Source organism: Rhodophyticola sp. CCM32 (genome assembly GCF_004751985.1).
Classification (GTDB): Bacteria; Pseudomonadota; Alphaproteobacteria; order Rhodobacterales; family Rhodobacteraceae; genus Rhodophyticola.
This window is the reverse complement of record NZ_CP038492.1, coordinates 2,991,826-3,014,510: the sequence shown is the minus strand read 5'-3', so window position 1 is coordinate 3,014,510 and position 22,685 is coordinate 2,991,826. Positions and strand designations below refer to the sequence as shown.

Here is a 22,685-nt window from a genome sequence, read left to right as displayed (position 1 = left end):
TTCCCGCGCTATCAGATGCGCCGAACAGCAGCCCAGGCATGAAAAGTCTATGACCGGGCCGCAGCCAGACTGCGCGCGGCTTGCCCACAGGGGGGGATGAACCGGGCGGCGTAGGCATAATTCATCCGTAACAGCCGGTCCGACAAACCGCCACGGTCGGCGATCCAGCGCCGCACCCAGACAGGATATCCCGACATCATGTATTCCGTGCCCCATTGGTTAAAATCTTCGGATGCCCCATAGGCGCGGTGAAATGTGAAGGATGCGCCCGGCATGATGCAGGTGCGTGAGGCGGGCAATGACAGGAACATGGTACAGGCGGATTCGCATCTGCCGCTGAATTGCACCTGCGCGTTCTGCATTCTGATATTGGACACCAGCCGCGCATATTCGATGACGCTGCCCCCCGGGCCGGTGGCGATAACCGCCCTGGATGCCAGGGCGAACCTCTCTGCTGCGGCCGAAAGTGGCAAACACAAAGCGATGGCCATGATCAACGCCACAAGTCTTCCGGATCTCATACTCAAACCTCATTTGCCCCAAGAATGTACCGGTGCCTATTAAAATATCCTGAAGCGCCAGCCATTTTTGACCTCTGCTGGCTTATCCCTGAACGGTTACACCACAGGTATACAGATAGCTGTGGATACAGGCGAAACTTGGGCGAAATTCCGCCCCGTCCCTGACAATGCGATGTCAAAGATACAGCCGCGGCGCGGGTGGATTTCAGCAGGTTTTGGAAGATGCGCAGACATGGGTGGCGCACCGGTTCTGACCCGGGTCAGGCGGCTATCACCACAACATGCAGGCGAAAATCGCCCGGGTTTTCTCTATCTTGAAAATACTTCGGGGGGAGGCCGAAGGCCGGGGGGCTGGCCCCCGGTTGAGATCACCGCCCCCTGAATACGCTACCCGCGTCCGACGGCGGCATAGGCGTCGAACCCGGCCCGCTCCGCATCCGCCGCAGAATAGATATTGCGCAGATCGGCCATGCGCGGGCTGGCCATCTTCCCGGCCATCCGCGACAGGTCCAGCGCCCGGAACTCGTTCCATTCGGTCAGGATCACCACCAGATCAGCGTCACGCGCGGCCGCATAGGGGTCATCCATCCAGCTGACACCGGGCAGCAAAGCCTCGCCCTCGCGCTGCCCCTGGGGATCGACCACGCGCACCTTGGCACCGCCGCCCACCAGAGCAGGCACAATGCTCAACGCCGGGGCATCGCGCATGTCATCGGTGTTCGGCTTGAACGTCACCCCAAGCACCGCGATGGTCTTGCCGTTGAAACTGTCATCACACAGATCGCGCAGCTTCCCGATCATCCGGTGTTTCACATCTTCATTCACACGGATCACCGTTTCGGTGATGTTCTGCGGCACCGCATGTTCCTGCCCGATCCGGGCCAACGCCGAGGTATCCTTGGGGAAACAGGAGCCGCCATAGCCGGGGCCCGCATGCAGGAATTTATTGCCGATCCGGCCATCCAGCCCCATGCCACGCGACACTTCCTTCACATCGGCGCCGACTTTCTCGCACAGGGCCGCAATCTCGTTGATGAAGGTGATCTTGGTCGCCAGAAACGCGTTTGCGGCATATTTGATCATCTCGGCACTTTCCAGATCCGTGGTCAGAATCGGGAAATCGCGCAGGAAAAGCGGGCGGTAAATCTCGGCCATCACATCACCGGCCCGTTCGGTCTGAACCCCGACAACCACCCGGTCAGGACGCATGAAATCATCAATGGCCGCCCCTTCACGCAGGAATTCGGGGTTTGAGGCCACGTCGAAATCTGCCGCCGGGTTGGCTTGGGCCATCACCTCTTTCACCTGGCGATTCGTGCCCACGGGAACCGTGGATTTGGTCACGATCACCGCATAGCCGGTCAGGGCCTGCGCCACCTCTTCGGCGGCGGCCATCACATAGGTCAGATCCGCATGGCCATCACCACGCCGCGTCGGCGTGCCCACCGCGATGAACACCGCATCGGCGCCCGCCACCGCTGCCGCCAGATCCGTGGTGAAGGACAGGCGCCCTGCCTCCACATTCCGGGCCATCAGCGCATCAAGCCCCGGTTCGTAAATCGGCACCTCGCCGGCGGTCAGCATCTCGATCTTCTGCGGCGCCTTGTCGACACAGATCACATCATGGCCGAAATCCGAAAAACACACACCCGATACAAGACCAACATAGCCTGTGCCGATCATCGCGATACGCATCTGAAAACTCCTTAGTCAATAACGGCCCGCGTCAGACATGCGGCACCTTCAATCCGGCCTGACCCTTCGCCTTTTTGCAAAGACGGCGAACCAGACTACCAGTTGCAAAGTGTTCTGAGGGGGCTCACAGCCGCCTCAAGACCCTCGATGGAAAAACTTGCGGTCAATGTGCGCCCGGTGAAGGCTGTCGCACTGATAAACAGGCGCTCTGCTCCAAAAAGGCTCACGATGAAAGGAATCGCCTGGGTGCCCACGTAAAGCCCAAGCGCGGTGTTGTCCTCAGATGCCTGTGTTGCAAGCGCCACCGGCGCCTGGTCATCCACCTTATAGATCAGGGTGGCAAAATCCCCGATATCGGACATGAAGTTCTCACCAAAGCGCACCTCGAACCGGGTGGTGTTTTCGACGCAGGACAAGATCAGTGTCGCCTCTTCCTCGCGCCCGAAGATGCCTGGCAGCGGCTGGAAAGAGGTTGAAGACATCTGAAGCGCGTTCTGGCTTCCGACGGGCGGTACAACTTCTTCTATTGCCCATGGGCCGATGACATCGCGCATTTCCACGCAATGAACGCCAACCGTTTCGGCACTGCAATCGGGGGGCGGTTCATCCGCAGCAAGCGGGGCCGCGCCCCAGATCATGAAGAGCGCACACACCACAGCGGTCCTGGACAGTCTCATCTCCAAACGCCTCCGTTCAAAATCAGTTTCAGGCCTCGCCTTTGCCGCACTGGCCCAGAATGAACAACATCAAATTGGCATGAACGTGACATGAAGCGCAGGAGATTTGAAGCACTTACCGGCCTGTCCACAACCATTTGCCTGCAATGCGACCAACGGCGGCGATTCGCGCAACAAACGTTCTCTGGCTGCACAAGAAGTTGACAAACGTGGCAGAAAAGTGTTTTAGAACGGGCATATTTAGGGCCGATTTACGTCAAAAACACAACAAACTGTGTTAAATTTTAGGATATATTGCGGCGTGATGTTTATGACATAGTGGATGAGTACCTGATTAAACGATTTCGATTTTGAGCCGGACGGGTCAGCACTTTGCCCCTTTCCAGGCACATTTCTATGAGGCTGCCATGACGATATTGAAGGAAGTTGGGAGGGATCACTCCTATTTGGTTGATCCACAGGGTCAGCTTACGTCGCGGGGTGACGCGCGTATCACAGCAAGCCGGGCCGCGCGTCGTTTGGAACGACCGATCTCGGGCATGCCTGCCCCGGCCCCCCGGCGCGACAGGACGTACCGCGTTCTGAACCGGTCATATGACCTGATTGTTGCGTCAGTCGCGCTTATTCTGCTGGCGCCGTTCTTTCTGTTTGCTGCAATCGCGATCAAGCTGGGCAGCCGCGGACCTGTGTTTTTCCGGCAAGACCGCCACGGTTTGAACGGTAATCTGTTTCGCATCTACAAGTTTCGCACGATGCGCACGGAAAGTGCGGATGTGACCGGTGTTGCACAAACCGTCAAAAACGACCCGCGCGTAACACCCATCGGCCGGCTGCTGAGAAAAACCAGCTTTGATGAGCTGCCCCAGATCCTGAACATTCTGCGGGGTGATATGTCTGTTGTCGGGCCCCGGCCACATGTGCCCGGGATGCTGGCAAACGGCACCGCCTATGAAGAGTTCGATTTGCGCTACATGGAGCGGCATGTGGTGCGCCCCGGTCTTACCGGTCTGGCCCAGGTGAACGGGTTTCGCGGCGAGACGGCAACGGAATATTCTGCGCGCATGCGTCTGGAATACGATCTTGAGTATATCCGGCAGCAGTCGATCCTGCTTGACATCAAGATCACGTTCCAGACGTTCTGGAGAGAGTTCTTCAGAGGGTCCGGGTATTAGAGTACCCTGCCTTAAACCTGAGACATCGCTCATCACAAATGTCCCGAGAACGCGAAGCGTGGCAGGGTATTTGTGATTCAAGTTTAAGGCAGGGTGCTTTAAGACCCTTCAGGATTAGGGCTTATACGCAAGACTACTGACACATTCAGACCTGTGATGGGCAGCCTCTGAATCCTCAAATCACATATACCCGCAGGAATATGCAACTGATATTCACTTGCAGCAAGACCTAAGACCGACGTCTCGCGACGTCGGTCTTATATGAGAAAATGGATCAGAAGATAGATCAGAGAACAGCTTACCAGCGCGGACCCCCAGAACATGATGTTCCGAAGCACCATAGCCACCCAATCCGTTTGCCTGCTTTCATGCAGGCCATGCGCATCGGGGCGCGCAACGATATCTGCTTGTGAGTGTGCGCCTGCTAGGCTTCGATTCTCGTACACTTTCCTCACCAATCCCATTGGTTACCTCAGCACTCATTAACGTTACAGAATCACCTATGGCAGATTTTCGTTCACCAAAGGTTAACAAGACTGAAAACGTTAAAGCGCCGTTTTTGAATCATGACACCAACATTGTGGCGATACAAAGGCCTGTTTACTGAAACTTCTGAATGCGAGGAATTCCGCCGTTTATGGTGCGCGTAGTGGCGCAGAAATGAGCAAAACTGGCAATGTCCACATTTGACATATATATGACATAGTGACTGTCATATTCTGGCATAAATCTTAATTTCCTGATGGGCGTCACATCTGCAGGCCCGTTCACACCATATTTTATGACATAAAAATTGACGGGGATCACTTTGGCAAACGCAAACGACCCGACAGGCCGGATACTCTATGTTTTACAGGGCGCAAAGCGCGGTGACGGCTCCGAAGACTCCCCTTACGGCAGAATCAAAAATGCGATCAAAGCCGCCAAGCCCGGGGATACAGTTGTTGTCGCTGACGGCATCTATCACGAGAATCTGGTTTTCCGCCGCAGCGGCACCGAGGATGCTCCGATCCGCCTGGTTTCAGCAAACGGCGCTGACGCGGTTGAGATTTACCCGGATAAAACCTCGCAGGACACGATCCGGATTTCCGGGGCTGATAATATCATTATCGAAGGGTTTACGCTCCACGCGCCCGAAAAGGCGGATCGTTACGCGGTGCATATTGAAGACAAGAATTCCGACACCGACCTTGCCGACAATATCGTGATTGCCAACAATATCATCCATCCCGGGGAGGATGGTGAGGGGATTAAACAGGGCAAATCCGCCGATGTCACGATCCGCGACAATATGATGACGGGGGAGGATAGCCCGGAGCCGGGAAGCGGTGAGGACGAACCCGAGCCCGAGGATGACCAACCCGAAGAGACCGACGAAGATGCCGGGGAAGATCAGGGCGGAACGGATGAACCCGGTGACACCCCGACGACACCGCCGGAAAATGAGCCGGCAGGGCGCATTATCTACGTGGCCGAGGGCGCAAAGCGCGGGGATGGTTCAGTTGATTCCCCGTTCGGTCGGATCAATGACGCCATCAAGGAGGCCGAGCCCGGCGATACGATTCTGGTGGGGGAGGGCACATATCATGAGAATGTTGTCTTCCGTCAGGGCGGTACGGAAGACAACCCGGTCCGCCTGATCTCGGCAAACGGCCCCGGCTCGGTCGAGATTCACCCCGATAACGACTCCAAAGACACGATTCGGGTGTCCGGGGCCGATAACATCATCATTGAAGGCTTCACACTTTATGGCTCCGACAACCCGAGCCGTCAGGTGGTGCAGATACATGCCCAAAGCTCCAACACCGATCCGGCCAGCAACATCGTCATTGCCAATAACGTCATTCATCGCGGCGAAGGCGATGGCATCAAGGCCAGCAAATCCGTTGATATCACCATCACCGACAATCTGATCACTGGCGGCGGCAACGGCGAAGCGGCGATTGATTTTGTGGGGGTCAGCGGCGCCTATATTGCGCAGAACGAGATGCGCGACATCCCCAATATTGCCCTGATGATCAAGGGCGGGTCGAGCGATATCGAGATCACCGGCAACGCGTTTTCCGACATCGGCAAAAACGCGGTCGAGATCGGCGGCTACAGCCCGCTGAAATTCTACCCGCCTGATTTTGTCGAATCGGGAAACGCCTATGAGGCGCGCAATGTCACCTTCTCGGGCAATATGATCGACGGGGCCGACAACACGGCGATCCGCGTGATCGGGGCCCAGAATGTCGCGGTCCTGAACAACAGCGTCACAAATGCGGATAAGGTTGTCACGATTGATGACTCCTCCAAATTTCACGAGACCTGGTATGCGGATGACATCTATTTTGCAGGCAACACGTTCGAAGGGGGGGATTGGCTGCTGGATCGCTCTGCCGGGGCCGATATCTCTTACGGGCCGGCAGGCGTGAGCGGCGCGGAAGCGGGTGATACCTTTGTTTTCCAGGATGGCCCCGCATCTGCCGAAATGGCGCTTATGGCCGATATCCCGCTTGCTGCACCAGCGGCTGCCTCAGATGGCGACGGTGCGGGTCTCACCCCATGGCTTTTGGGTTCTGATGACGGCAGCGATTCAGGCGCCTCGTCCATCTCTGATGATTTCTTCTGATCCGGCCAGTCTGCCTTGCATGCCGTTGCGGAATGCGCGACTTTCCAGATGATTTTATAAGGCGCGAGTCTGTCGCGCCCGCGCTGTTTGAAAAGGCAATTTGGATGAAGGTTTGTGTTATCGGTCTACGCGGCCTGCCGGATGTATCGGGCGGGATCGAGACACATTGTGAGAACCTGTATGAAAGGCTGGCCCGCGCGCGGCCCGATCTTGATATCGTCGTCTATGGCCGCACGCCCTATATCGGCAAAAAACCCTATGAAACCAGTGCGGGCATACGTGTGGTTCCGGCCTTTGCCCTGCGCAACAAATATCTGGAAACGATCACCAATACATTTGTTGCGATCATCCGCGCGCGGTTCGGGGAACGCGCCGATTGCGTCCATATTCATGCCATCGGGCCCGGCCTGCTGGCCCCGTTCGCGCGGCTTTTGGGCATGCCGGTGATCCTCACCCATCACGGGGATGATTTTCTCCGCGACAAGTGGAATTCCTTTGCTCGCACGATCCTCCGCTTTGGGGAACGGATCGGTGTTGCAAGCGCCAAACGGGTCATCGCGGTTTCCCCCTCGCTGGCAGAGCGGCTGAAACAGGATTATCCCGGTCGCGCGGATCGCATCCACTATATCCCCAATGGGGCAGATCATATCGTGGCGCGCGGGCTTGCCGCCGATGGTGATGCGGTTCTGCAGAAATTCGACCTGTCCGAAGGCAAATACATCATCTCCGTCGGGCGGCTTGTGCCTGAAAAGGGGTTTGCTGATCTGATCCGCGCGCATAAAGCGTCGGGCACCGATCTGCCGCTGGTGATCGTGGGCGGGCAAAGCAATTCGGACCATGATCAGGAACTGGCCGCGCTGGATCACGACAACCTGCTGATGACCGGCACCCTGCCACAGGCAGAGGTGGCGCAGCTTCTGGTAAAGACTCGGCTTTTCATTCTTGCCTCCCATCACGAAGGCCTGCCGATTGCGGCGCTGGAAGCCTGGGCGATGGGCGCCCCGCTTTTGCTGAGCGATATCGTGCCCAATCGCGACCTGGGATTGCCGCAGGACCATTACTTTCCCGTCCGCGATGTGGACGCGCTGGCAGAGCGGTTGCGCACAGATGCGCTTGGCCTGCCCGCGATTGAGCTTCTGGCTGCGTTCAACTGGACGTCAATTGCGCGTCACACTGCAGATATCTATGATCTTCTCCATGATCCGCAGCCTGCCGAAGCCGCAGGGGGGTGACCCCCGAATGATCGCGCCCCGACGCATCGGGCGGCGGTTGTTTATCGCCGGTCTTCTGTCCTCGACAGCGGGCATACTGGGTCCCGTCAGGGGGAAGGCAACGCCCACCAATCCTGACGCATTGCATTTTCTGCCCCGCAGTCAGGGTGCTGGAACCGGGGCGACCTGGGCCGATGCCGCCGGGTTTCGCCGGGCAAGCGCCATTGCGGCACAGGCAGAGCATGCGCAATCCTGTCTTTTCGGGGTCGCTGAGCCTGATCTGCCCCATCTCTGGACAGGTCAGCAAATGCTGTGGGGTCAGGCGGGGACAGAGACAGACCCGCTTTGCCTTGCATTCGGGGCACGCGATGGGGACGGGGCGGTTCATCAGCCGCAGACCTATACCGATCCGCCGCTGTTTGAGATGACCGGCCATGACATCCGGCCCGGGGAAAGGCCCAATCTGGGCGGTGCGCCGTTTCTGGTTTTCGGGTCGGACAGTGCGCATCTGCGTATCTCGGGCCCGGTTTTTGACCGCTCCGGCGGCGACGGGTTTTTCAAGATTGATGCCGGGGATATGGTGCAAAACCTCAGCTTTTCCGACATTCATGCGCGCCGTGCCGGGCGGGTGATCGAAACAGAGCGGGGGACATGTATCGAAGGGCTTGTTGTCGAACGCTGCACCGCCCTTGGCCTGATCCGGGGGTTCGCGCGGTTCTTTGACCTGTCAGAGGCCGCGTTTTGCGATCTGGATCTCGACGCCGATTTTCTTGACGGCGGCGGCGGCGCGGTCTGCCAGATCATCAGTGTGACCCGGGGCCATGACCTCGGGTTTCGCAATATCCGGTTGGCCAAAGCAGTAAACACGCTTGCCGCGGAAGAACGCGGGTCGTCCTATATTCAGGGCGATGGCATCGTGCTTGAGGAAGACACCCGTGATGTGCGGATCGCGGATTGCCATGCGGAAGATATGGGCGACGGGGGGTTTGACCTGAAATCCGACGGCGTCCACATGACCAACTGCACCGCCACCCGTTGCAAGCTTGGCATCCGCATCTGGAGCCATAATGCCGGTAATCTGATCGAGAACTGCACCCTGACCGAGCCGGTGTCGCGGCCCTTCAACGAAGGCTCCTGCCTTTGGGTGGCGGGCAATCTGACCGCGCGGGACTGTACCCTGCATTCGACCGGGGATATGTCGCCGATCCGCTTTGGCGGCGGAACCGACCGCGACCGGGACGCGACGCTGAAAATCGAGGGGGGCGTGATCACCCATACCGAAGGCGTGTCCCTGGCGACCGGAACACCGGGTGAGATTGAACTGGTGAATGTCAGGATCAACGACACCGAAACCAGCGGCCGGTTCTACTGGAACGGGCGGCGGTTGCGGCGGCGCCGGTGGTGATCACTTTGAGGGCCAGACTCAAATTCTGTGCCACGCCTTATCACCTTTTCGCCCGGCGGCACCGCCGGGCAGCGCCTGACCCGACCCCACGGGTCGGGCGCTGCCCTCTGCGCAGTGCATATATGTTGCAGAATTTTGGGCCGGTGTTTTAGAGATCGCGCCAACTGTCCGGGTCATAGCCGAACAGGTCAAAATCCTTTGCGTAAAAGCTGTGGATTCGGGCCGCCGCCGCTTCGGGGATGGCGGTTGCGGTCTTGATCGAGGGGTTTTTGCGCGGCACATCGGCCTGCAATATGACACCGGTCAGCGTGGCAAGACGGTCGCGCAGGGGGTCAAGCCCGTCTTCCAGCCTGAAAAACTCCGTATCCCTGATCATGTACTCATGCTGGGGCCGGATGTGGTTGGAATGAACATAGGGGTTGCGCCCGAACCCTGAAAACGCCCGGTTCAGCCAGCGTTCAAAAGACGGTTTCGGCAGGATCTTGTTTTTCAGGCGCGGGCGGGTGATGCGGTAATTATATTCGCTGAGAATACGCGCATAGGGGTTGCGGGTGACGCAGAAGGAATAATCGAAAAACCCCGGCGCAAACAGCGTGTCGATCAGGGCGCCGTGAAAATGCTGCGGCACGCAGGGAAAGACCTTGGGCCGGTGTTTCTGGTACAGGCTTTCGGGGGCCTGTTCCGAAAGCCAGGCCTCGATCGACGTCCCTCCCGCCTTGGGGATGTGAAGAAAAAGGATCAGTTTGCCATCAAAACGGAATGCCGGCATCGCGCTCTCCTGCCTGCTCTAGCTCTGCTTGCCGCGTTTGCGGCGCAGAACCCTAGTCAATTGCTCTCTGAGAATTTCGCCTTCGGGGCCGAAGAGTTTCGGCATTGCGGCGAACAGGCCCAGATAGGCCAGACCGAACCCGCCGCAGAGGATGACAAGCAGCCAAATGCCTTCTCCTCCCAGGGTCATCAGTGCCGCTTTCGCCGGGATCAGCGCCAGCGCGAAAACCGCGCCCAGACCGGCATACACCACCAGCCGGATCATGCAGTCCCGGCTGCCCACACCGATCACCCTGTGGACAAGGAACAACCCGAAGAGATGGCAGAAGATCACCGCGCCCGACACGCCCAGGGACACCCCCCAAAGCCCGAAAGCCTGACCAAAGATCGCGCCCGCCAGAACCGCCGCTGCATGGCTCCATTGCCAAAGCGCGGCCACATAAACCTTGCCTGCCGCCCGCAGGATCGCGCCCACGAATTTATAGGCGGTGCGGAAGAACAGAACCCCCACCAGTATCTGAAAGGGCAGAACCGCCGGCCCCCATTGCGGACCCATCAGCGTCAGAATGATCTCGGGCGCGGTGACAACCAGAAGCACGCTCAGCGGCACCTGCGTCATCGCCACCAGCGACAGGGCCCGGTTCAGCGCCCGTTCCATGCGCGGCCTGTCATCCTGAATCGTGGCAAGTGCCGGAAACAGAACCTGATCGCCCATCCGGCCCACCAGTTGCGCCGGTTGCTTCAACAGCAGATAGGCCCGCGAGTAATAGCCAAGCGCATCCGCCCCCAGCCATCTGCCGACAACGAAGTAATCCGCGTTCTGCGAGATGTAATTGCCGATCTGGGTCAGGGTGACGCCGAAACCAAAGCGGAACATCGTGGTGAAAGTGGCCCATCTGAACCCGAAGGCCAGCCCGTCGCGGGCAAACAGGAAATAGAGCAGGGTCTGCAACCCGGCCTGCGCCAGCTGGCCCAGAACAAGCGCCCAGGCCCCGAAATCCAGCACCGCCAGCACAATCGCAACAGCGGCATATCCAAACAGATAGCTGGCCAGCCGGATCAGTGCGAGTTCCCGGAACCGCATATTGCGTTGCAAAAGTGCATCACTGACAAGCCCCGCCCCCTTGATCAGGAACAGCAGCGCAAAGACCTCAACAAAGGGTTTCAGCTCGGGCATCCGGTACAGAACCGCGATGGGACCGGCCAGGAAATAGACAATCCCGGCCATCAGAAGACCCATCACAAGCGTGGCCACCATGCCGGTTGCCACATGATCGCGGGTCAGGGTTTTGATCTGCACGATGGACGGGGCGACACCGATCCGCCCGGTCACCTCGGCCAGGGCCACCACGGTCAGGGCCGCGCTGACAAGGCCGAATTCCGCAGGCAGAAGCAAGCGGGCAAGGACAATCAGCACAACAATCTTGAGTACGGCCTCAACCCCGCCGCCCCCGAACATCCAGAGAAAATTCCCCAGGGTCTTGCGGGTCAGGTTGCGGTCTTTGCGGTTCGGCGGGTCTTCGCCGCCGGGCGCTGTGCCCTCAAGCCCGGTCATCGGCGTGCCTCGCGCTTGCGCGCCCGTAACAGGGTGGCGACTGTGCTGGTTTCATAATATCTGAACAAAATGCTGCCTCGCAGCAATCTATTGCGCAGCAGACTTGCCTTACCGCCTGTGAGGAGTCAACACTGGGCTATTGATGTGATTTCTTAACGGATTTATAGCCTGCTCACTGGTGTGGTGGCCGGGCAACAAAATTGATTGGGTCTTGGAATGGTGCCTTTGGCACAGCACGATGCTGTACATTTCTATCTGCCGTCTTTTGCCGGCGGTGGCGCCGAGCGTATTTTCATCCGCCTGGCCAACCATATCGCGTCTCGCGGGCGGGATGTTCATTTCATCGTCAATCATGAGGCTGGCCCGCTGCGCGATCTGTTATCGGGTGATGTGACGCTGCATTCGCTTGGCACCCGGCGCGCGGTGCAGGCGGTGCCACGGCTTGTGGCCTATCTGAAATCGGCGCGGCCTTCGGTTCTGATCTCGGCCCTGACGCGCACCAATCTCGCCGCGCTTCTGGCCGCACGGTTTGCAAGAACAGGCACACGGATGATCGTGTGTGAGAGGAACCAGTACAGCGTTTTCAGCCGTGGTCTTGGCCCGATGCGCCGTGTGCTGATCACCAGACTTGTGCGCTGGCTCTATCCCAAAGCCTATGCGGTCATCGGCAACACCGCCGGGGTGACACATGATATTGCCCTTGTGGCGGGGCTTGAGGCAGACAAAACCGGTGTCATCCACAACCCGGCCCCCGATCTGGCACAGATCGAGGCCGCCCGCGACGAACCTGCCGATCATCCCTGGCTTGACGAAGACAGGCCGGTTGCCGTCGCGATCGGCCGGCTTATGCCGCAGAAAGACTATCGCACCATGCTGGCCGCGCTGGCCGCATCCGCCCCCGATCTGAGACTTCTGGTGCTGGGTGACGGGCCAGACCGTGCCGCGCTTGAGGCGCTGGCCCGGGAATATGGCATCAGCGACCGGGTCGATTTTCTGGGCTTTCGGATGAACCGGTTTGCCTATCTGGTGCGCGCCGATCTCTTCCTGATCAGTTCCCTGACCGAAGGCTTCCCGAACGCGCTGATCGAGGCTGTCGCGGCAGGTGTTCCCGCCATTTCCACCGATTGCGCGGGCGGTGGCGCGCGCGAGATCATGGGCGCGGATTTCCCGGACCGGATCGTGCCTGTCGCCGATGCCGAGGCGATGGCCCGGGTGATCGGCGATGTCCTTGCCTCCCGCGATGGCGCAAAGGCCGATCTTGACCGACAGCGCATCGCCCATATCGCCCGGCGCTATGAGATCAGCCAGATCGCGGATGCCTTTCTTGCGAGGGCTGCCATATGACATCTCTTTCAAGGCTGGTGGAATACGGTATTGCGCTGTTCGGTCTGTTTTTCATGTCCGGCACGCTGACCTCTTTTCTGACGCCGCAAGGCTCTGCAACCGCGCCACTGGTACAGGCCATCGGCGCGGCGCTGGGGCTGTATTCGGTCGTGGCACTGTTGTTCACACCCAATTCCATCCCCCGTGTCCTTGGCCTGTACTGGCCCGCCCTCTTGCCGGTTCTTCTGGCTGTGATGTCCCTGGGATGGACCGAAGATACCTCCCTCACCCTGCGTCGCGCGGGCAGTCTGGGACTGACCACCGCCTTTGCCTTCTGGCTGGTCTTCCGCTTCACGCCGATCCAGATTTTCCAGCTTGTGGTGACGATGGCCGTCTCTATCATCGCGGTGAATTTCGCGATCATCCAGATTCAGCCGACGCGCGGCATTCACCAATCCTATGATATCATCAACGCCCATCACGCGGGCAGCTGGCGCGGCCTGTTCGGCCACAAGAACGATTTTGGCCGGCTGACCGCACTCAGCACGGCGATCCTTGTCATGGGGTTCGTCTTTGGCGTCGGCGGACGATATCTGCGCTGGGGGATGATCCCGCTGATCGGCATCGCGATTGTGATGATCACGCAATCCAGTTCCTCCCAGGCCACGCTTCTGGCCTCAACCGTGCCGACCTCGGTGGCAGCACTTTTGCTGATGCGGCGCATATCTCCTGCCGGGCGGTCCATCATGCTGGTGGTTGCCCTGCCCTTCGCCATCATTGCAGCGCTTTCGGCGCAACTGGTCTTTGAATATGTTCTGGGCCTGCTGGGCCGCGACGCCACCCTGACCGGGCGGACCGAGATTTGGGAAGGTGTGATCCTGTCCCTTGGCGGCCACGGGGTGCTTGGCGGCGGCTATGGTGCGGGATGGCAGATTGTCGGCCCCCGTCTTGCCGGTCTGACGGGCATCGAAGTGGGCCATGCCCATAACGGCTTTCTTGATCTCGCCGTCGATATCGGCGCGGTGGGTCTGGGTCTGACCCTTGTGTTCATGCTGTGGCTTGGCACGCTGGCGTTCCGTAGCCTGATGCAGGGGGTCGAGCCCGAGATATCCGTGCTCGCGCTCTCGGTCATCCTGTTTGCGCTTATCGGCAATGTGGCAGGGTCTTTCCTGCTGCTCCATAACAGCCTGTACTGGGTGTTGCCGGTCGTCACCTTCGCGAAACTGCGCGATGTGCCCTATGCCAGCTATCAGACAGGGATTGCGCGCGACGCGGGTGAAACGCATCAGGCCGATCCCTCTGCGGCAGAGCCGGGATACCCATGATGACACGCCCCGAAACCCGGATCACATCACCCGATACCGCCCTGCCCGCAGGCGGGCGCATCAGTTTTCTGATCAACTCGATGGAAGGCGGCGGGGCGGAGCGGGCGATGGCCAATCTTCTGGGGCATCTTCAACCGCATCTGGCGGGCTATCAGGTTGACCTTTTGCTGCTGGATGATCTGCCCCGGAAACAGACCCTGCCGGGCGGGCTTGCGGTTCACACGCTTGACGGGCGCGGCAAGATGCTGCGCAGCTATGCCGAACTGGCGCGCCACTGGAAACATCCCGACCACCGGCCGGATATCTGCGTCAGCTTTCTGGCGCGGGCCAATGTGCTGAATGTCTGGCTGGCGCGGCGCTTTGGCCACCGGGCGATCATCAGCGAACGGGTTCAGACCTCAAGCCATATCGCGGCATCCCGCGCCGCGCCGCTTCTGGCGGCGATCACCAGGGTAAGCTATCCGCGCGCCGATCATGTGATCGCGGTCAGCCCCGGTGTGGCCGATGATCTGGCCACACGGTTTGCGGTCCCCCGGGCGCGGATGTCGGTGATCGGCAATGCCATTGACGGCGCGCGTCTGATGAAGATGGCCGATGAGGCGCCTGCCATCGACCTGCCCGAGGATTTTCTGGTCGGTCTTGGCCGTCTGGTGCCGAACAAGAATTTCGCCCTTCTGCTGAAAGCCTATGCACAGGTGCCGCAGGCCCCGCCGCTGGTGATTTTGGGGCAGGGGCCGGAGGAAGAGGCGTTGCGCCGCCAGGCAGGCCAGCTTGGCCTTGGCGACAGGGTGCAATTCGCGGGCTTTCTGGAAAATCCCTACCCTGTTGTGCAGCGCGCCCGCGCCCTGATCTCTGCATCGCGGGCCGAAGGCTTCCCCAACACGCTGATCGAGGCGATGAGCCTTGGCTGCCCGGTTATCGCAACCGATTGCCCGTCGGGCCCGGCCGATGTTCTGGCCTCTGCCCCGGTGACACGCCCGCCCTGGCCGGACACAGCCCATGGCATTCTGATCCCGATGGAGGATGATCTGGCGATGGCTGCGGCGATTGAGCTGATCTGTGACGATACGGCCCGGGCCGATTACGCAGAACGCGCCGCAAAGCGGGCCGCATTCTATGGCGTTTCGACCGTTGTCGAGGCATATCTTGCACTGTTGCGTCACGGCAGAAACACAGTGTTCATCCCAGAGGGAAAACGCGGATTATCATGACAATATTGAGCGAATCGTGCAAAACTCCACAGCATTGATTAAGGGAATGGTACAGATGCGGTTTGGTATAAAACTGGCATATGCCCTGCTTGTCTGGTTTGGCGTGATTTCGTCAATGACATCAGCGGCTGCCGCGCAAGACAGCTATCCGATTGGCCCCGGCGACATACTGAATGTGTCCTTCCTGTCGAACCCGGATTTCAACCGGACTTTGACGGTTGGGATCGACGGCAGTGTTTTCATCCCGCTGATCGGCGAGGTGAATGTTCAGGGGCAGTCAATCAATGCCCTGCGCGAGCAGATCCCGCTTCTGATGACCGGCGCCGTGTTCCGCGAGCGGATCAACGGCGAATACCTGCTTGTCACGGTTGAGCCGGAAGAGGTGATGATCGAGATCGACGAATATCGCCCCATCTATGTGGATGGGTCCGTTATCTCGGCAGGTCGCCAGCCTTTTGAAATCGGAATGACCGCACGTCAGGCGATTGCCGGCGCCGATGGTCTGTCGGATGACGGGCTGATTGATGGCGCGGGCGTCGCGGTGCGCAACCACCCGCGTGTGCTGATGGCCGAACTTGTGGGTGTTCTGGCAGAGATGGCCGTGCATGAAGCCATCCTCAGCGGGTCGGATACGATTGATGCGGCAGGGTTTGAGGGACTGAATGCCCCGCCATCACTGATCGAGAATGCGATCAGTCTGGCCCGCAGTCAGGTCGCCACATCGACCGAAATATTGAGCGAGGAACTCGCCTTTCTGGAAACCAGCGTGACCGAGGCCGAGGCCCGGGTGATCGCCTCGCTTCGTCATGAAGAAGTGATGACAGCTATTGCCGAGACCGAGGAGACCGAGGTTGAGCGGGTCGAAAACCTTGTCGCGCGCCGGGTTGTCTCCAGCGAGCTTCTGACCCAGACACGTCGTCTGTATTTGCAGGCCGTGGAACGGCTGGGCAATGTGCAGGCCGACCGGCTGGCAGCCGAGGCGGATCGCCGGGAGCTGGTGCTTGAACGCAACCAGGCCCTGCGGGAACGCGCGCTTCAGACCCAGGCCCGGCTTCAGGAATTGTCGCAGCAGGCGTCGCAATTGCGGGTCAGGATCGGGCTCAGCTCGACCGGGCCGATGACGCTTGATCTTGACCAGACCAGCAGCCGTGCGCCGCGTATCGTTATTTTCCGCCAGACTGGCGGCCAGGCACAAGAGATCGAGGCTGCACCGGAAACGCTACTCTTACCGGGTGATGTGTTGAATGTCAGTTTCGCAAGTTGAACCATGCGGGACCGCCCGCTGACGAACATATAATGGCCTGTCAGGCTGGTTATGCGATTGCCCGGGGGGCAACGCAGAAAACCGGGGGCGGGCATTTTGAACACCGGAGGCTGAAGAATGTCACGCCCCGGTTTGAAGGAGAAATTTGATGGATGAGTTCAACCGCGCTGGGAGGCGCAGTCCACGGTTTCGGCCGCCGACGCTTCTCCTCACGCCCGGCGATGGCCATTCGGGTGGAACCACCGGGCAGCAGCAGGCACCGCTGTTTGATTTTGCGGCTGTCTGGCGCTTGTTGCGGCGCCGGATCGGGATGATTGTTGTTTTCACGATGGTCTGCATCGCGATTACTGTGTTCCTGCATTCTCTCTCCCCCAAAGTGTATTCCGCGCATACCCGCGTTCTTCTTGATGAACAGAACGTCAATCCGTTCGGAAATGACGAGATCTTTGCCGATCTGCGGCTGACCAACCCCGTGGTGGAAAGCCAGATGCAGGTGATGCGGGCCCCCTATCTGCTGTCGCAGGTCGTGGATCGTCTGAACCTCAGCGAGAATGCCGATTTTATGGCAGAGCCGACCACGCCGATGCGCGAACGGCTGTCAGCCCTGCGCGGCGCGATCCTGTCAGGCAATGATGAGGCGCCGGCGCCGGTGTCCGAGGCCGAACAGTTTCAGGCCGCTGTTGATCGGCTGCGCGACAACCTGCGTGTCAGCCGGAATGCGCAGACCCTGGTGATCCGCATCGAATTTACATCGGCCTCTCCTGAACTGGCCGCGAATGTCGTGAATGCCGTCGCCGAGAGTTATATCGACAACCGCCTTGACCTCAGACAGAACACAGCCGAACGCGCCGGTGAGTGGTTTGATGACCGCATGGCCGAACTCAACGCCCGCGCGCTTGAGGCGGAGCAACGGATCGAACGGTTAAGCGGTGGCGGCACCGAAGCGCTTGATGCGTCGCAATCAGCCGCGACGCTGCAGGCCGCGCGCCAGCAATTGCAGGACAGCATGGCGCAACGCGCCCGTGCCCGGACCGAAGCTTTGCGCCTTCAGACCATCCTCGACAGTGGCCGGGGGCTGCGCGGTGTTCCTTCAAGCCTTGCCACCGGTGCGATCCGCACCCTGATGGATGAAGCCGCCATTGCCCGCAGTGAACTGGCCGAGGCGCTGCTGGCGGAACCGGCGGATGCCGCCCATATCGAAACCCTTCAGGCGCGGCTTGACTCGCTTGATGCGGCGGGCACTTCGCTTTTGTCATCGCTTCTGCAGGATGCGGAAACCCGCGCGGCCGAGGCCGAAGAGGCCGAAACCGCCGCGCAGGCCGCATTTGAAGCCGCGCGCGTTGCCGGGGGTGGCAGTGTCACCAACTCGATCGAGGTGGAATTGCGCACCCTTGAGGGAGAAGCGCGCATTTACCGGGAACTGCATGACAGCTATCTGGAAAGCTATCTGCGGACGATCCAGCAACAAAGCTTCCCCTCGACCGAGGCCACCATCATCGAGGTTGCCCGGATACCGGAATTCTCTGACAATCCGGGTCTGTCCCGGCTTGGTCTGCTGGCTGTTCTGGTTGGCCTGACGCTTGGTGCCGGTGGTGCATTTCTGGTTGAGGCCGCCGATGGCCGGGTGCGCACCATGTCACAGCTTTCGCGCGCCGCCGGTGCCCCGGTGCTGGGTATTCTGCCCAGCCGGGGCAATGACCGCCCCCATGTTCCCGGGCGCAGCCCGCAACTGAAACTGCCCGCGATCCGGCAACCCCACCGGACCCGCAAAACCGGGCAGGAGATCATTGCGCTCCCCGAAAACCGGGTGTCCCTGACCAAGGATGCACCGCAGATGTATGCGGCGATCAGCAATCCGCTGTCGCATTATTCAGAATCGATTCGCCGGGTGAAGGTTGAGGCTGACAATGTTCAGGCCCTTCTGGAAGAAGACCACCGCAACACCAGGATCATCGGCTTCATTTCCGATCAGGAAAGCCGCGGCCGCAGCATTGCCGCGGTGAACTATGCCGAAATGCTGGCCGTTGGCGGCAGTCAGACACTTCTGATCGACTTTGACTGGACCGGCCTGTTCCTGACCGAGAAAATCACCCCCGCAGCGCAGTTCGGGCTGGCGGATCTGGCGATGCCAAACGCGGATTCGAAATCAGAACAGGCTTTCTGGTATGATGAGCGGACATCGCTTTACTTCCTTCCCAACCGGTCGCTGGCCAAGGATGCAGCCCTTGACCCGGGCGTGTTTGACCAGACCCGGCTTAAGGCGTTGGTCCTGGCGCTCGCGGGTAAATTCGACAATGTCGTGTTTGATCTGTCCCCGCTTTCAGCCTCCTCAGATGCCGCCGCGATGGCCGAGATTGTCTCGGGCTTTGTGGCTGTCGCGGAATGGGGGGAAACCAAATCTTCATCGCTTGCGGCAGAGTTGCGACGCGCCTCCATCTATCCGCCCAAACTGCTGGGCACGCTGCTGAACGGCGTGTCGACCAAGCAGTTGGAGAAATACGCCACCGCTGCCTGAGCATTTCGATTTTAGACAAGGGTTTTATTCTATGGCGATCAGTCCACCTTTCGCGTTGTTCGTGGGTCCGACGAAATCGGGCACGACATGGATTCACGCCTATCTGGAAGCGCGGGGTGACATTGCGCTGCCCTCGGGCATGAAAGAGACTTTCTTTTTCGACAAGGTCTATGAACGGGGTGTGACCTGGTATCAGGGGCTTTTCCCGGGTGCGGAAGATACCCGTCTGAGGGTCGAGGTTGCGCCCTCATTGTTTCACAAACCCGTTGCCTGCGAACGGGCACAGGAACATGTGCCCTATGCCAAGATCATCTGCACCGTGCGGGACCCGTTTGACCGGGCCGTGTCGCATTATTTCCACTATCGAAAGCGCGGCGCCCCACAGATGAGCTTGCGTGAGATGGCCGAAACCTATCCCGATGTGATCGAGGCCGGGCTTTATGCTCGCCACGCCGTCCAGTGGGAGGAGGCTTTTGGCAGCGATCAGGTCTATCTGATGTCTTACCAGCTTTTGCGCGAAGACCCCGAGGCCTTCTGTCGCCAGCTTTGCGAGATACTGGAGATCGACTATGTCGCGCCCGACCCGGGCCTGAGCGGTAAACAGGTCAATGCCGCCAAAGTTCCACGCAATCTTGTTGCCGCCCGGATGGTTCAGGCCGTGTCGTCAGGGCTGCGCCGTCATGGGGCACATAAGGTGGTGAACACGCTCAAACATCTGCCGATCAAGCGCTGGCTCTACTCTGGCGGGGCAGGTCTTACCGAAGAACGCCGTGAAATTAAGCAGCAGGCTGTTTCGGTTTCGGAAAAAATGACCGGCGATTGGGAAACATTCCGGCATCGGGAGGATTTTCCAGTCAGAAATGAGCAGATGGAAAGCGCCTGAACGGCCAAAAAAACTCCCTCAAGATATTGAAATAACATAACATTATAGTGCCAGACCCATCCACCCGGATCATGAGAATTTTCGAGAGATCCAACCTGTATTTACAAATCGGCGGCTGTTTCAACGCAAGCGAGCCTGCGGGTCTGCATATTTATTTCGTATCGAATCGTGTAAGCATTAACAGATATTAACAGAGGTTTTTTTATGTCCCGAAAAGTAACAAAAGCAATTTTTCCGGTGGCGGGTCTTGGAACCCGGTTCCTGCCCGCCACCAAATCCATTCCCAAGGAAATCATGACGCTCGTTGATCGCCCGTTGATCCAATATGCGATCGACGAGGCACGGGCCGCCGGTATCAAAGAGTTCATCTTCGTCACCTCGCGCGGGAAAAGCGCGCTTGAGGATTATTTCGACCACTCGCCCGAACTTGCCCAAGCGTTGCGCAAGAAGGGCAAGACAGATTTGCTGGACCTTCTGGAAGACACCAATATGGATAGCGGCGCCATCGCCTATATCCGGCAGCACAAGGCGCTTGGCCTTGGGCATGCGGTCTGGTGCGCGCGGCGTCTGCTGGCGGATGAGCCTTTCGCGGTGATCCTGCCCGATGATGTCATCATGAATGACAAACCCTGCCTGCAGCAGATGGTCGAGGCTTATGCAGAGACCGGCGGGTCTGTCGTGGCCGCGATGGAGGTTCCGACGCCCCAGACCTCTTCCTATGGCATTCTGGATGTCGAGGACGATATGGGCTCGGTCGTGTCGATCAAGGGCATGGTCGAAAAACCTGCTGCGGAAGATGCGCCTTCCAATCTTGCGGTGATCGGCCGTTATATCCTGTCACCGGATGTGATGCGCAATCTTGGCCAGACCCAGCGTGGTGTCGGTGGTGAAATTCAGCTGACCGATGCGATTGCGAAAGAGATGGAGGATGGCCGCCCGGTTTACGGCTTCCGCTTCCGTGGGCAGCGCTTCGATTGCGGTTCGAAAATCGGGTTCCTGAAGGCGACGGTTGCCGTTGCTCTGGAACGCGCGGATCTGGGTGCGGAATTCGGAACGTTTCTTGAGGATTATATCGATCAGAACAGCCTGCAGCACACCCAGACAAAAGCGGGCTGAAGCCGGTTTCCAATTCTATCGTGGCATGTGGTTTCTCGCCCTTCGGATCAACCGGTCCGAAGGGCGATACATGTTTGGTTACAGTGTCTGATCCAGCGCCGCTTCCATCTGGTCCAGAAGCTCTTCGATCATCTGACGGCAGGCTGGCCAATCGCCCGCACTGACATAGTCTGACAAACGGCTTTCGACCCGCAGCGCAATCTCGCCAAGGTCCTTGAAGCCGAGGGTCGGGGAAATGCCAGCCGTTTTATGGGCGCGCATGGCGATTTCCTTGATCAGCCTTTGCTCAGGCCTCCGGTCGTCAACTGCCAGCATCAGCGTCTCGATTTCGAGGCACCGTTCCCCCAGCCGGTCAAGAAACCGGTCCCGAACACCTCTGATCGCTATATCCACATGTTTGGTCAGGGCCGTCATCCGCGATGTTCCAGAACCGGTTCAGAGGGCATTACTTCGCCATGCTTTCCGCAAATCCCGTGAAGTGCCGCGCCGCAGAGCGTGCATTCAGGATTGCTTCGTCCAGGATGCGGGTCGGGGATGCCATATGCAAAGCCTTGCAGCCAACAGAGGGGCCAACGGCCACCATGGGAAGGTGAATGTTCAACTCATCATAGATATGGCCGAACTCTGCAATGTTCATCCGCAATTCACCGCCAAGCTCGAAGGGATCGACCGTCTCGACACGGGACAGAAGGCAGACAAAGTCACCCTTGCCAGCATAGCTGATCATCCGGCTGTTGGTTTTCAGGCAATCCGAGATGCAGGTGGCCACGTCGATCATCACTTCACTGAAAATCGAAGACCCGGCTTCGTCGAAAAGCTGCTGCCCGTTCAGCACGTGAAACCCGACCGCCTTGGTCGACAAGGCCCGGAACACGCCAAGGGTTTTCAGATAGTTTTCCAGCGCGATATATTCGATCGTTCCGGCCACCCGTTGCATCGGAATGTGGTCGGCAAAGCGATAAGACGGCCCGGCAAAAGCATCTGCACCGCCATGGCTGATCGCATGTTGCGTGCGCAGCCGTTCGCGCACCAGGCTGTGCAACACACCCAGGCGTGTGTTGATCTCGATCTCGTCAATCGGTTTGGTCAGATAATCGGTTGCACCTGCCGCGAAGGCCCGGTCAATATGGCCCCGGTCGGCCATGATCGTATTCATCACGATCGGCGCCTTGTCATATTCCGGCATCGCCCTGATGGCTTCGCACAGCTCGATCCCGTCCATTTCCGGCATCTGGATATCCAGGATGAAACAGTCAAATGGAATCTGCGCCTGAGCGATCATATTCAATGCCGCAGCACCGGATTCGACAAAGGTCACATTGGAATAACCCAACTGGGACAGCGTGTTCTCGAACAGCGCCAGGAACTCAGGATCATCGTCAACAGCCAGGATTTTCATTCTTGCCTCAATTATTTAGACGCAGAATGCC

Annotated in this window: 18 protein-coding genes; 11 read left to right on the top strand and 7 right to left on the bottom strand. The window is 59.0% G+C overall.

The window, feature by feature from the left end; translation table 11 throughout:
* Positions 1-47 precede the first annotated feature (47 nt).
* From E2K80_RS14645 to E2K80_RS14635, 3 genes are all read right to left on the bottom strand, one after another.
* Entirely contained in the window at positions 48-521 is a 474-nt protein-coding gene (locus E2K80_RS14645) for a hypothetical protein (RefSeq protein WP_135375663.1), read from the bottom strand.
* Positions 522-908: 387 nt separating this feature from the next.
* Positions 909-2,216, bottom strand: a complete 1,308-nt coding sequence (locus tag E2K80_RS14640; protein ID WP_135375662.1) for a UDP-glucose dehydrogenase family protein — start codon at positions 2,214-2,216, stop codon at positions 909-911.
* 95 nt (positions 2,217-2,311) lie between these two features.
* Positions 2,312-2,893, bottom strand: a complete 582-nt coding sequence (locus tag E2K80_RS14635; protein ID WP_135375661.1) for a type VI secretion system-associated protein TagO — start codon at positions 2,891-2,893, stop codon at positions 2,312-2,314.
* A 539-nt stretch (positions 2,894-3,432) separates the two neighbouring features.
* Between E2K80_RS14635 and E2K80_RS14630 the strand changes: the two genes are divergently transcribed.
* The 4 genes from E2K80_RS14630 (at position 3,433) to E2K80_RS14615 (ending at position 9,295) form a co-directional block, all read left to right on the top strand.
* On the top strand, positions 3,433-4,065 hold the full coding sequence (locus tag E2K80_RS14630) for a sugar transferase (protein ID WP_135375660.1): 633 nt from the start codon (positions 3,433-3,435) through the stop codon (positions 4,063-4,065).
* Between the two features lie 808 nt (positions 4,066-4,873).
* Positions 4,874-6,679, top strand: coding sequence for a right-handed parallel beta-helix repeat-containing protein (locus E2K80_RS14625; RefSeq protein ID WP_168193210.1), 1,806 nt, complete (start codon positions 4,874-4,876; stop codon positions 6,677-6,679).
* 104 nt (positions 6,680-6,783) lie between these two features.
* Positions 6,784-7,911 (top strand): glycosyltransferase family 4 protein, encoded by a 1,128-nt coding sequence (locus E2K80_RS14620; protein ID WP_168193209.1) that lies wholly within the window; start codon positions 6,784-6,786, stop codon positions 7,909-7,911.
* A gap of 7 nt (positions 7,912-7,918) precedes the next feature.
* Positions 7,919-9,295: a right-handed parallel beta-helix repeat-containing protein gene (locus tag E2K80_RS14615; RefSeq protein ID WP_168193208.1), complete on the top strand. Its 1,377-nt coding sequence runs from the start codon at positions 7,919-7,921 to the stop codon at positions 9,293-9,295.
* Positions 9,296-9,443: 148 nt separating this feature from the next.
* Here E2K80_RS14615 and E2K80_RS14610 read toward each other — a convergent pair whose 3' ends face one another.
* Together E2K80_RS14610 and E2K80_RS14605 are read right to left on the bottom strand one after the other, a co-directional pair.
* A complete protein-coding gene (locus tag E2K80_RS14610) occupies positions 9,444-10,064 on the bottom strand; it encodes a sulfotransferase family 2 domain-containing protein (RefSeq protein WP_135375656.1) in 621 nt (206 codons plus the stop codon).
* Positions 10,065-10,082: 18 nt separating this feature from the next.
* On the bottom strand, positions 10,083-11,618 hold the full coding sequence (locus tag E2K80_RS14605; protein ID WP_135375655.1) for a lipopolysaccharide biosynthesis protein: 1,536 nt from the start codon (positions 11,616-11,618) through the stop codon (positions 10,083-10,085).
* Positions 11,619-11,843: 225 nt separating this feature from the next.
* On the opposite strand from E2K80_RS14605, the gene E2K80_RS14600 reads away from it, so the two are divergent.
* The 7 genes from E2K80_RS14600 (at position 11,844) to galU (ending at position 21,255) form a co-directional block, all read left to right on the top strand.
* On the top strand, positions 11,844-12,962 hold the full coding sequence (locus tag E2K80_RS14600; protein WP_168193207.1) for a glycosyltransferase: 1,119 nt from the start codon (positions 11,844-11,846) through the stop codon (positions 12,960-12,962).
* Complete coding sequence (locus E2K80_RS14595; RefSeq protein WP_135375653.1) at positions 12,959-14,266, top strand: O-antigen ligase family protein; 1,308 nt, start codon at positions 12,959-12,961, stop codon at positions 14,264-14,266. Before E2K80_RS14600 ends, E2K80_RS14595 begins: the two co-directional genes overlap by 4 nt.
* Positions 14,266-15,477 carry a glycosyltransferase gene (locus E2K80_RS14590; protein WP_168193206.1) on the top strand — a complete coding sequence of 404 codons (1,212 nt, stop codon included), beginning with the start codon at positions 14,266-14,268 and terminating at the stop codon, positions 15,475-15,477. Before E2K80_RS14595 ends, E2K80_RS14590 begins: the two co-directional genes overlap by 1 nt.
* Positions 15,478-15,532: 55 nt before the next feature.
* The gene (locus E2K80_RS14585) at positions 15,533-16,741 is read left to right on the top strand and encodes a polysaccharide biosynthesis/export family protein (protein ID WP_168193205.1); all 1,209 of its coding nucleotides are present in this window, start codon (positions 15,533-15,535) and stop codon (positions 16,739-16,741) included.
* Between the two features lie 148 nt (positions 16,742-16,889).
* Positions 16,890-19,256 carry an exopolysaccharide transport family protein gene (locus E2K80_RS14580; protein ID WP_135375650.1) on the top strand — a complete coding sequence of 789 codons (2,367 nt, stop codon included), beginning with the start codon at positions 16,890-16,892 and terminating at the stop codon, positions 19,254-19,256.
* Between the two features lie 31 nt (positions 19,257-19,287).
* Positions 19,288-20,139: a sulfotransferase domain-containing protein gene (locus tag E2K80_RS14575; protein WP_135375649.1), complete on the top strand. Its 852-nt coding sequence runs from the start codon at positions 19,288-19,290 to the stop codon at positions 20,137-20,139.
* Positions 20,140-20,343: 204 nt separating this feature from the next.
* Positions 20,344-21,255 carry a UTP--glucose-1-phosphate uridylyltransferase GalU gene (galU, locus tag E2K80_RS14570; RefSeq protein WP_135375648.1) on the top strand — a complete coding sequence of 304 codons (912 nt, stop codon included), beginning with the start codon at positions 20,344-20,346 and terminating at the stop codon, positions 21,253-21,255.
* A 78-nt stretch (positions 21,256-21,333) separates the two neighbouring features.
* Here galU and E2K80_RS14565 read toward each other — a convergent pair whose 3' ends face one another.
* Positions 21,334-21,669 carry an Hpt domain-containing protein gene (locus E2K80_RS14565; RefSeq protein ID WP_135375647.1) on the bottom strand — a complete coding sequence of 112 codons (336 nt, stop codon included), beginning with the start codon at positions 21,667-21,669 and terminating at the stop codon, positions 21,334-21,336.
* A gap of 31 nt (positions 21,670-21,700) precedes the next feature.
* Positions 21,701-22,654: a response regulator gene (locus E2K80_RS14560; protein ID WP_135375646.1), complete on the bottom strand. Its 954-nt coding sequence runs from the start codon at positions 22,652-22,654 to the stop codon at positions 21,701-21,703.
* Positions 22,655-22,685: the final 31 nt, after the last annotated feature.

Excerpts from the sequence above, each read along its gene's own strand:
- E2K80_RS14645 (WP_135375663.1), bottom strand. The coding sequence starts at position 521 with ATGAGATCCGGAAGACTTGTGGCGTTGATCATGGCCATCGCTTTGTGT.
- E2K80_RS14640 (WP_135375662.1), bottom strand. The coding sequence starts at position 2,216 with ATGCGTATCGCGATGATCGGCACAGGCTATGTTGGTCTTGTATCGGGT.
- E2K80_RS14635 (WP_135375661.1), bottom strand. The coding sequence starts at position 2,893 with ATGAGACTGTCCAGGACCGCTGTGGTGTGTGCGCTCTTCATGATCTGG.
- E2K80_RS14630 (WP_135375660.1), top strand. The coding sequence starts at position 3,433 with ATGCCTGCCCCGGCCCCCCGGCGCGACAGGACGTACCGCGTTCTGAAC.
- E2K80_RS14620 (WP_168193209.1), top strand. The coding sequence starts at position 6,784 with ATGAAGGTTTGTGTTATCGGTCTACGCGGCCTGCCGGATGTATCGGGC.
- E2K80_RS14615 (WP_168193208.1), top strand. The coding sequence starts at position 7,919 with ATGATCGCGCCCCGACGCATCGGGCGGCGGTTGTTTATCGCCGGTCTT.
- E2K80_RS14610 (WP_135375656.1), bottom strand. The coding sequence starts at position 10,064 with ATGCCGGCATTCCGTTTTGATGGCAAACTGATCCTTTTTCTTCACATC.
- E2K80_RS14605 (WP_135375655.1), bottom strand. The coding sequence starts at position 11,618 with ATGACCGGGCTTGAGGGCACAGCGCCCGGCGGCGAAGACCCGCCGAAC.
- E2K80_RS14595 (WP_135375653.1), top strand. The coding sequence starts at position 12,959 with ATGACATCTCTTTCAAGGCTGGTGGAATACGGTATTGCGCTGTTCGGT.
- E2K80_RS14590 (WP_168193206.1), top strand. The coding sequence starts at position 14,266 with ATGACACGCCCCGAAACCCGGATCACATCACCCGATACCGCCCTGCCC.
- E2K80_RS14585 (WP_168193205.1), top strand. The coding sequence starts at position 15,533 with ATGCGGTTTGGTATAAAACTGGCATATGCCCTGCTTGTCTGGTTTGGC.
- E2K80_RS14580 (WP_135375650.1), top strand. The coding sequence starts at position 16,890 with ATGGATGAGTTCAACCGCGCTGGGAGGCGCAGTCCACGGTTTCGGCCG.
- E2K80_RS14575 (WP_135375649.1), top strand. The coding sequence starts at position 19,288 with ATGGCGATCAGTCCACCTTTCGCGTTGTTCGTGGGTCCGACGAAATCG.
- galU (WP_135375648.1), top strand. The coding sequence starts at position 20,344 with ATGTCCCGAAAAGTAACAAAAGCAATTTTTCCGGTGGCGGGTCTTGGA.
- E2K80_RS14565 (WP_135375647.1), bottom strand. The coding sequence starts at position 21,669 with ATGACGGCCCTGACCAAACATGTGGATATAGCGATCAGAGGTGTTCGG.
- E2K80_RS14560 (WP_135375646.1), bottom strand. The coding sequence starts at position 22,654 with ATGAAAATCCTGGCTGTTGACGATGATCCTGAGTTCCTGGCGCTGTTC.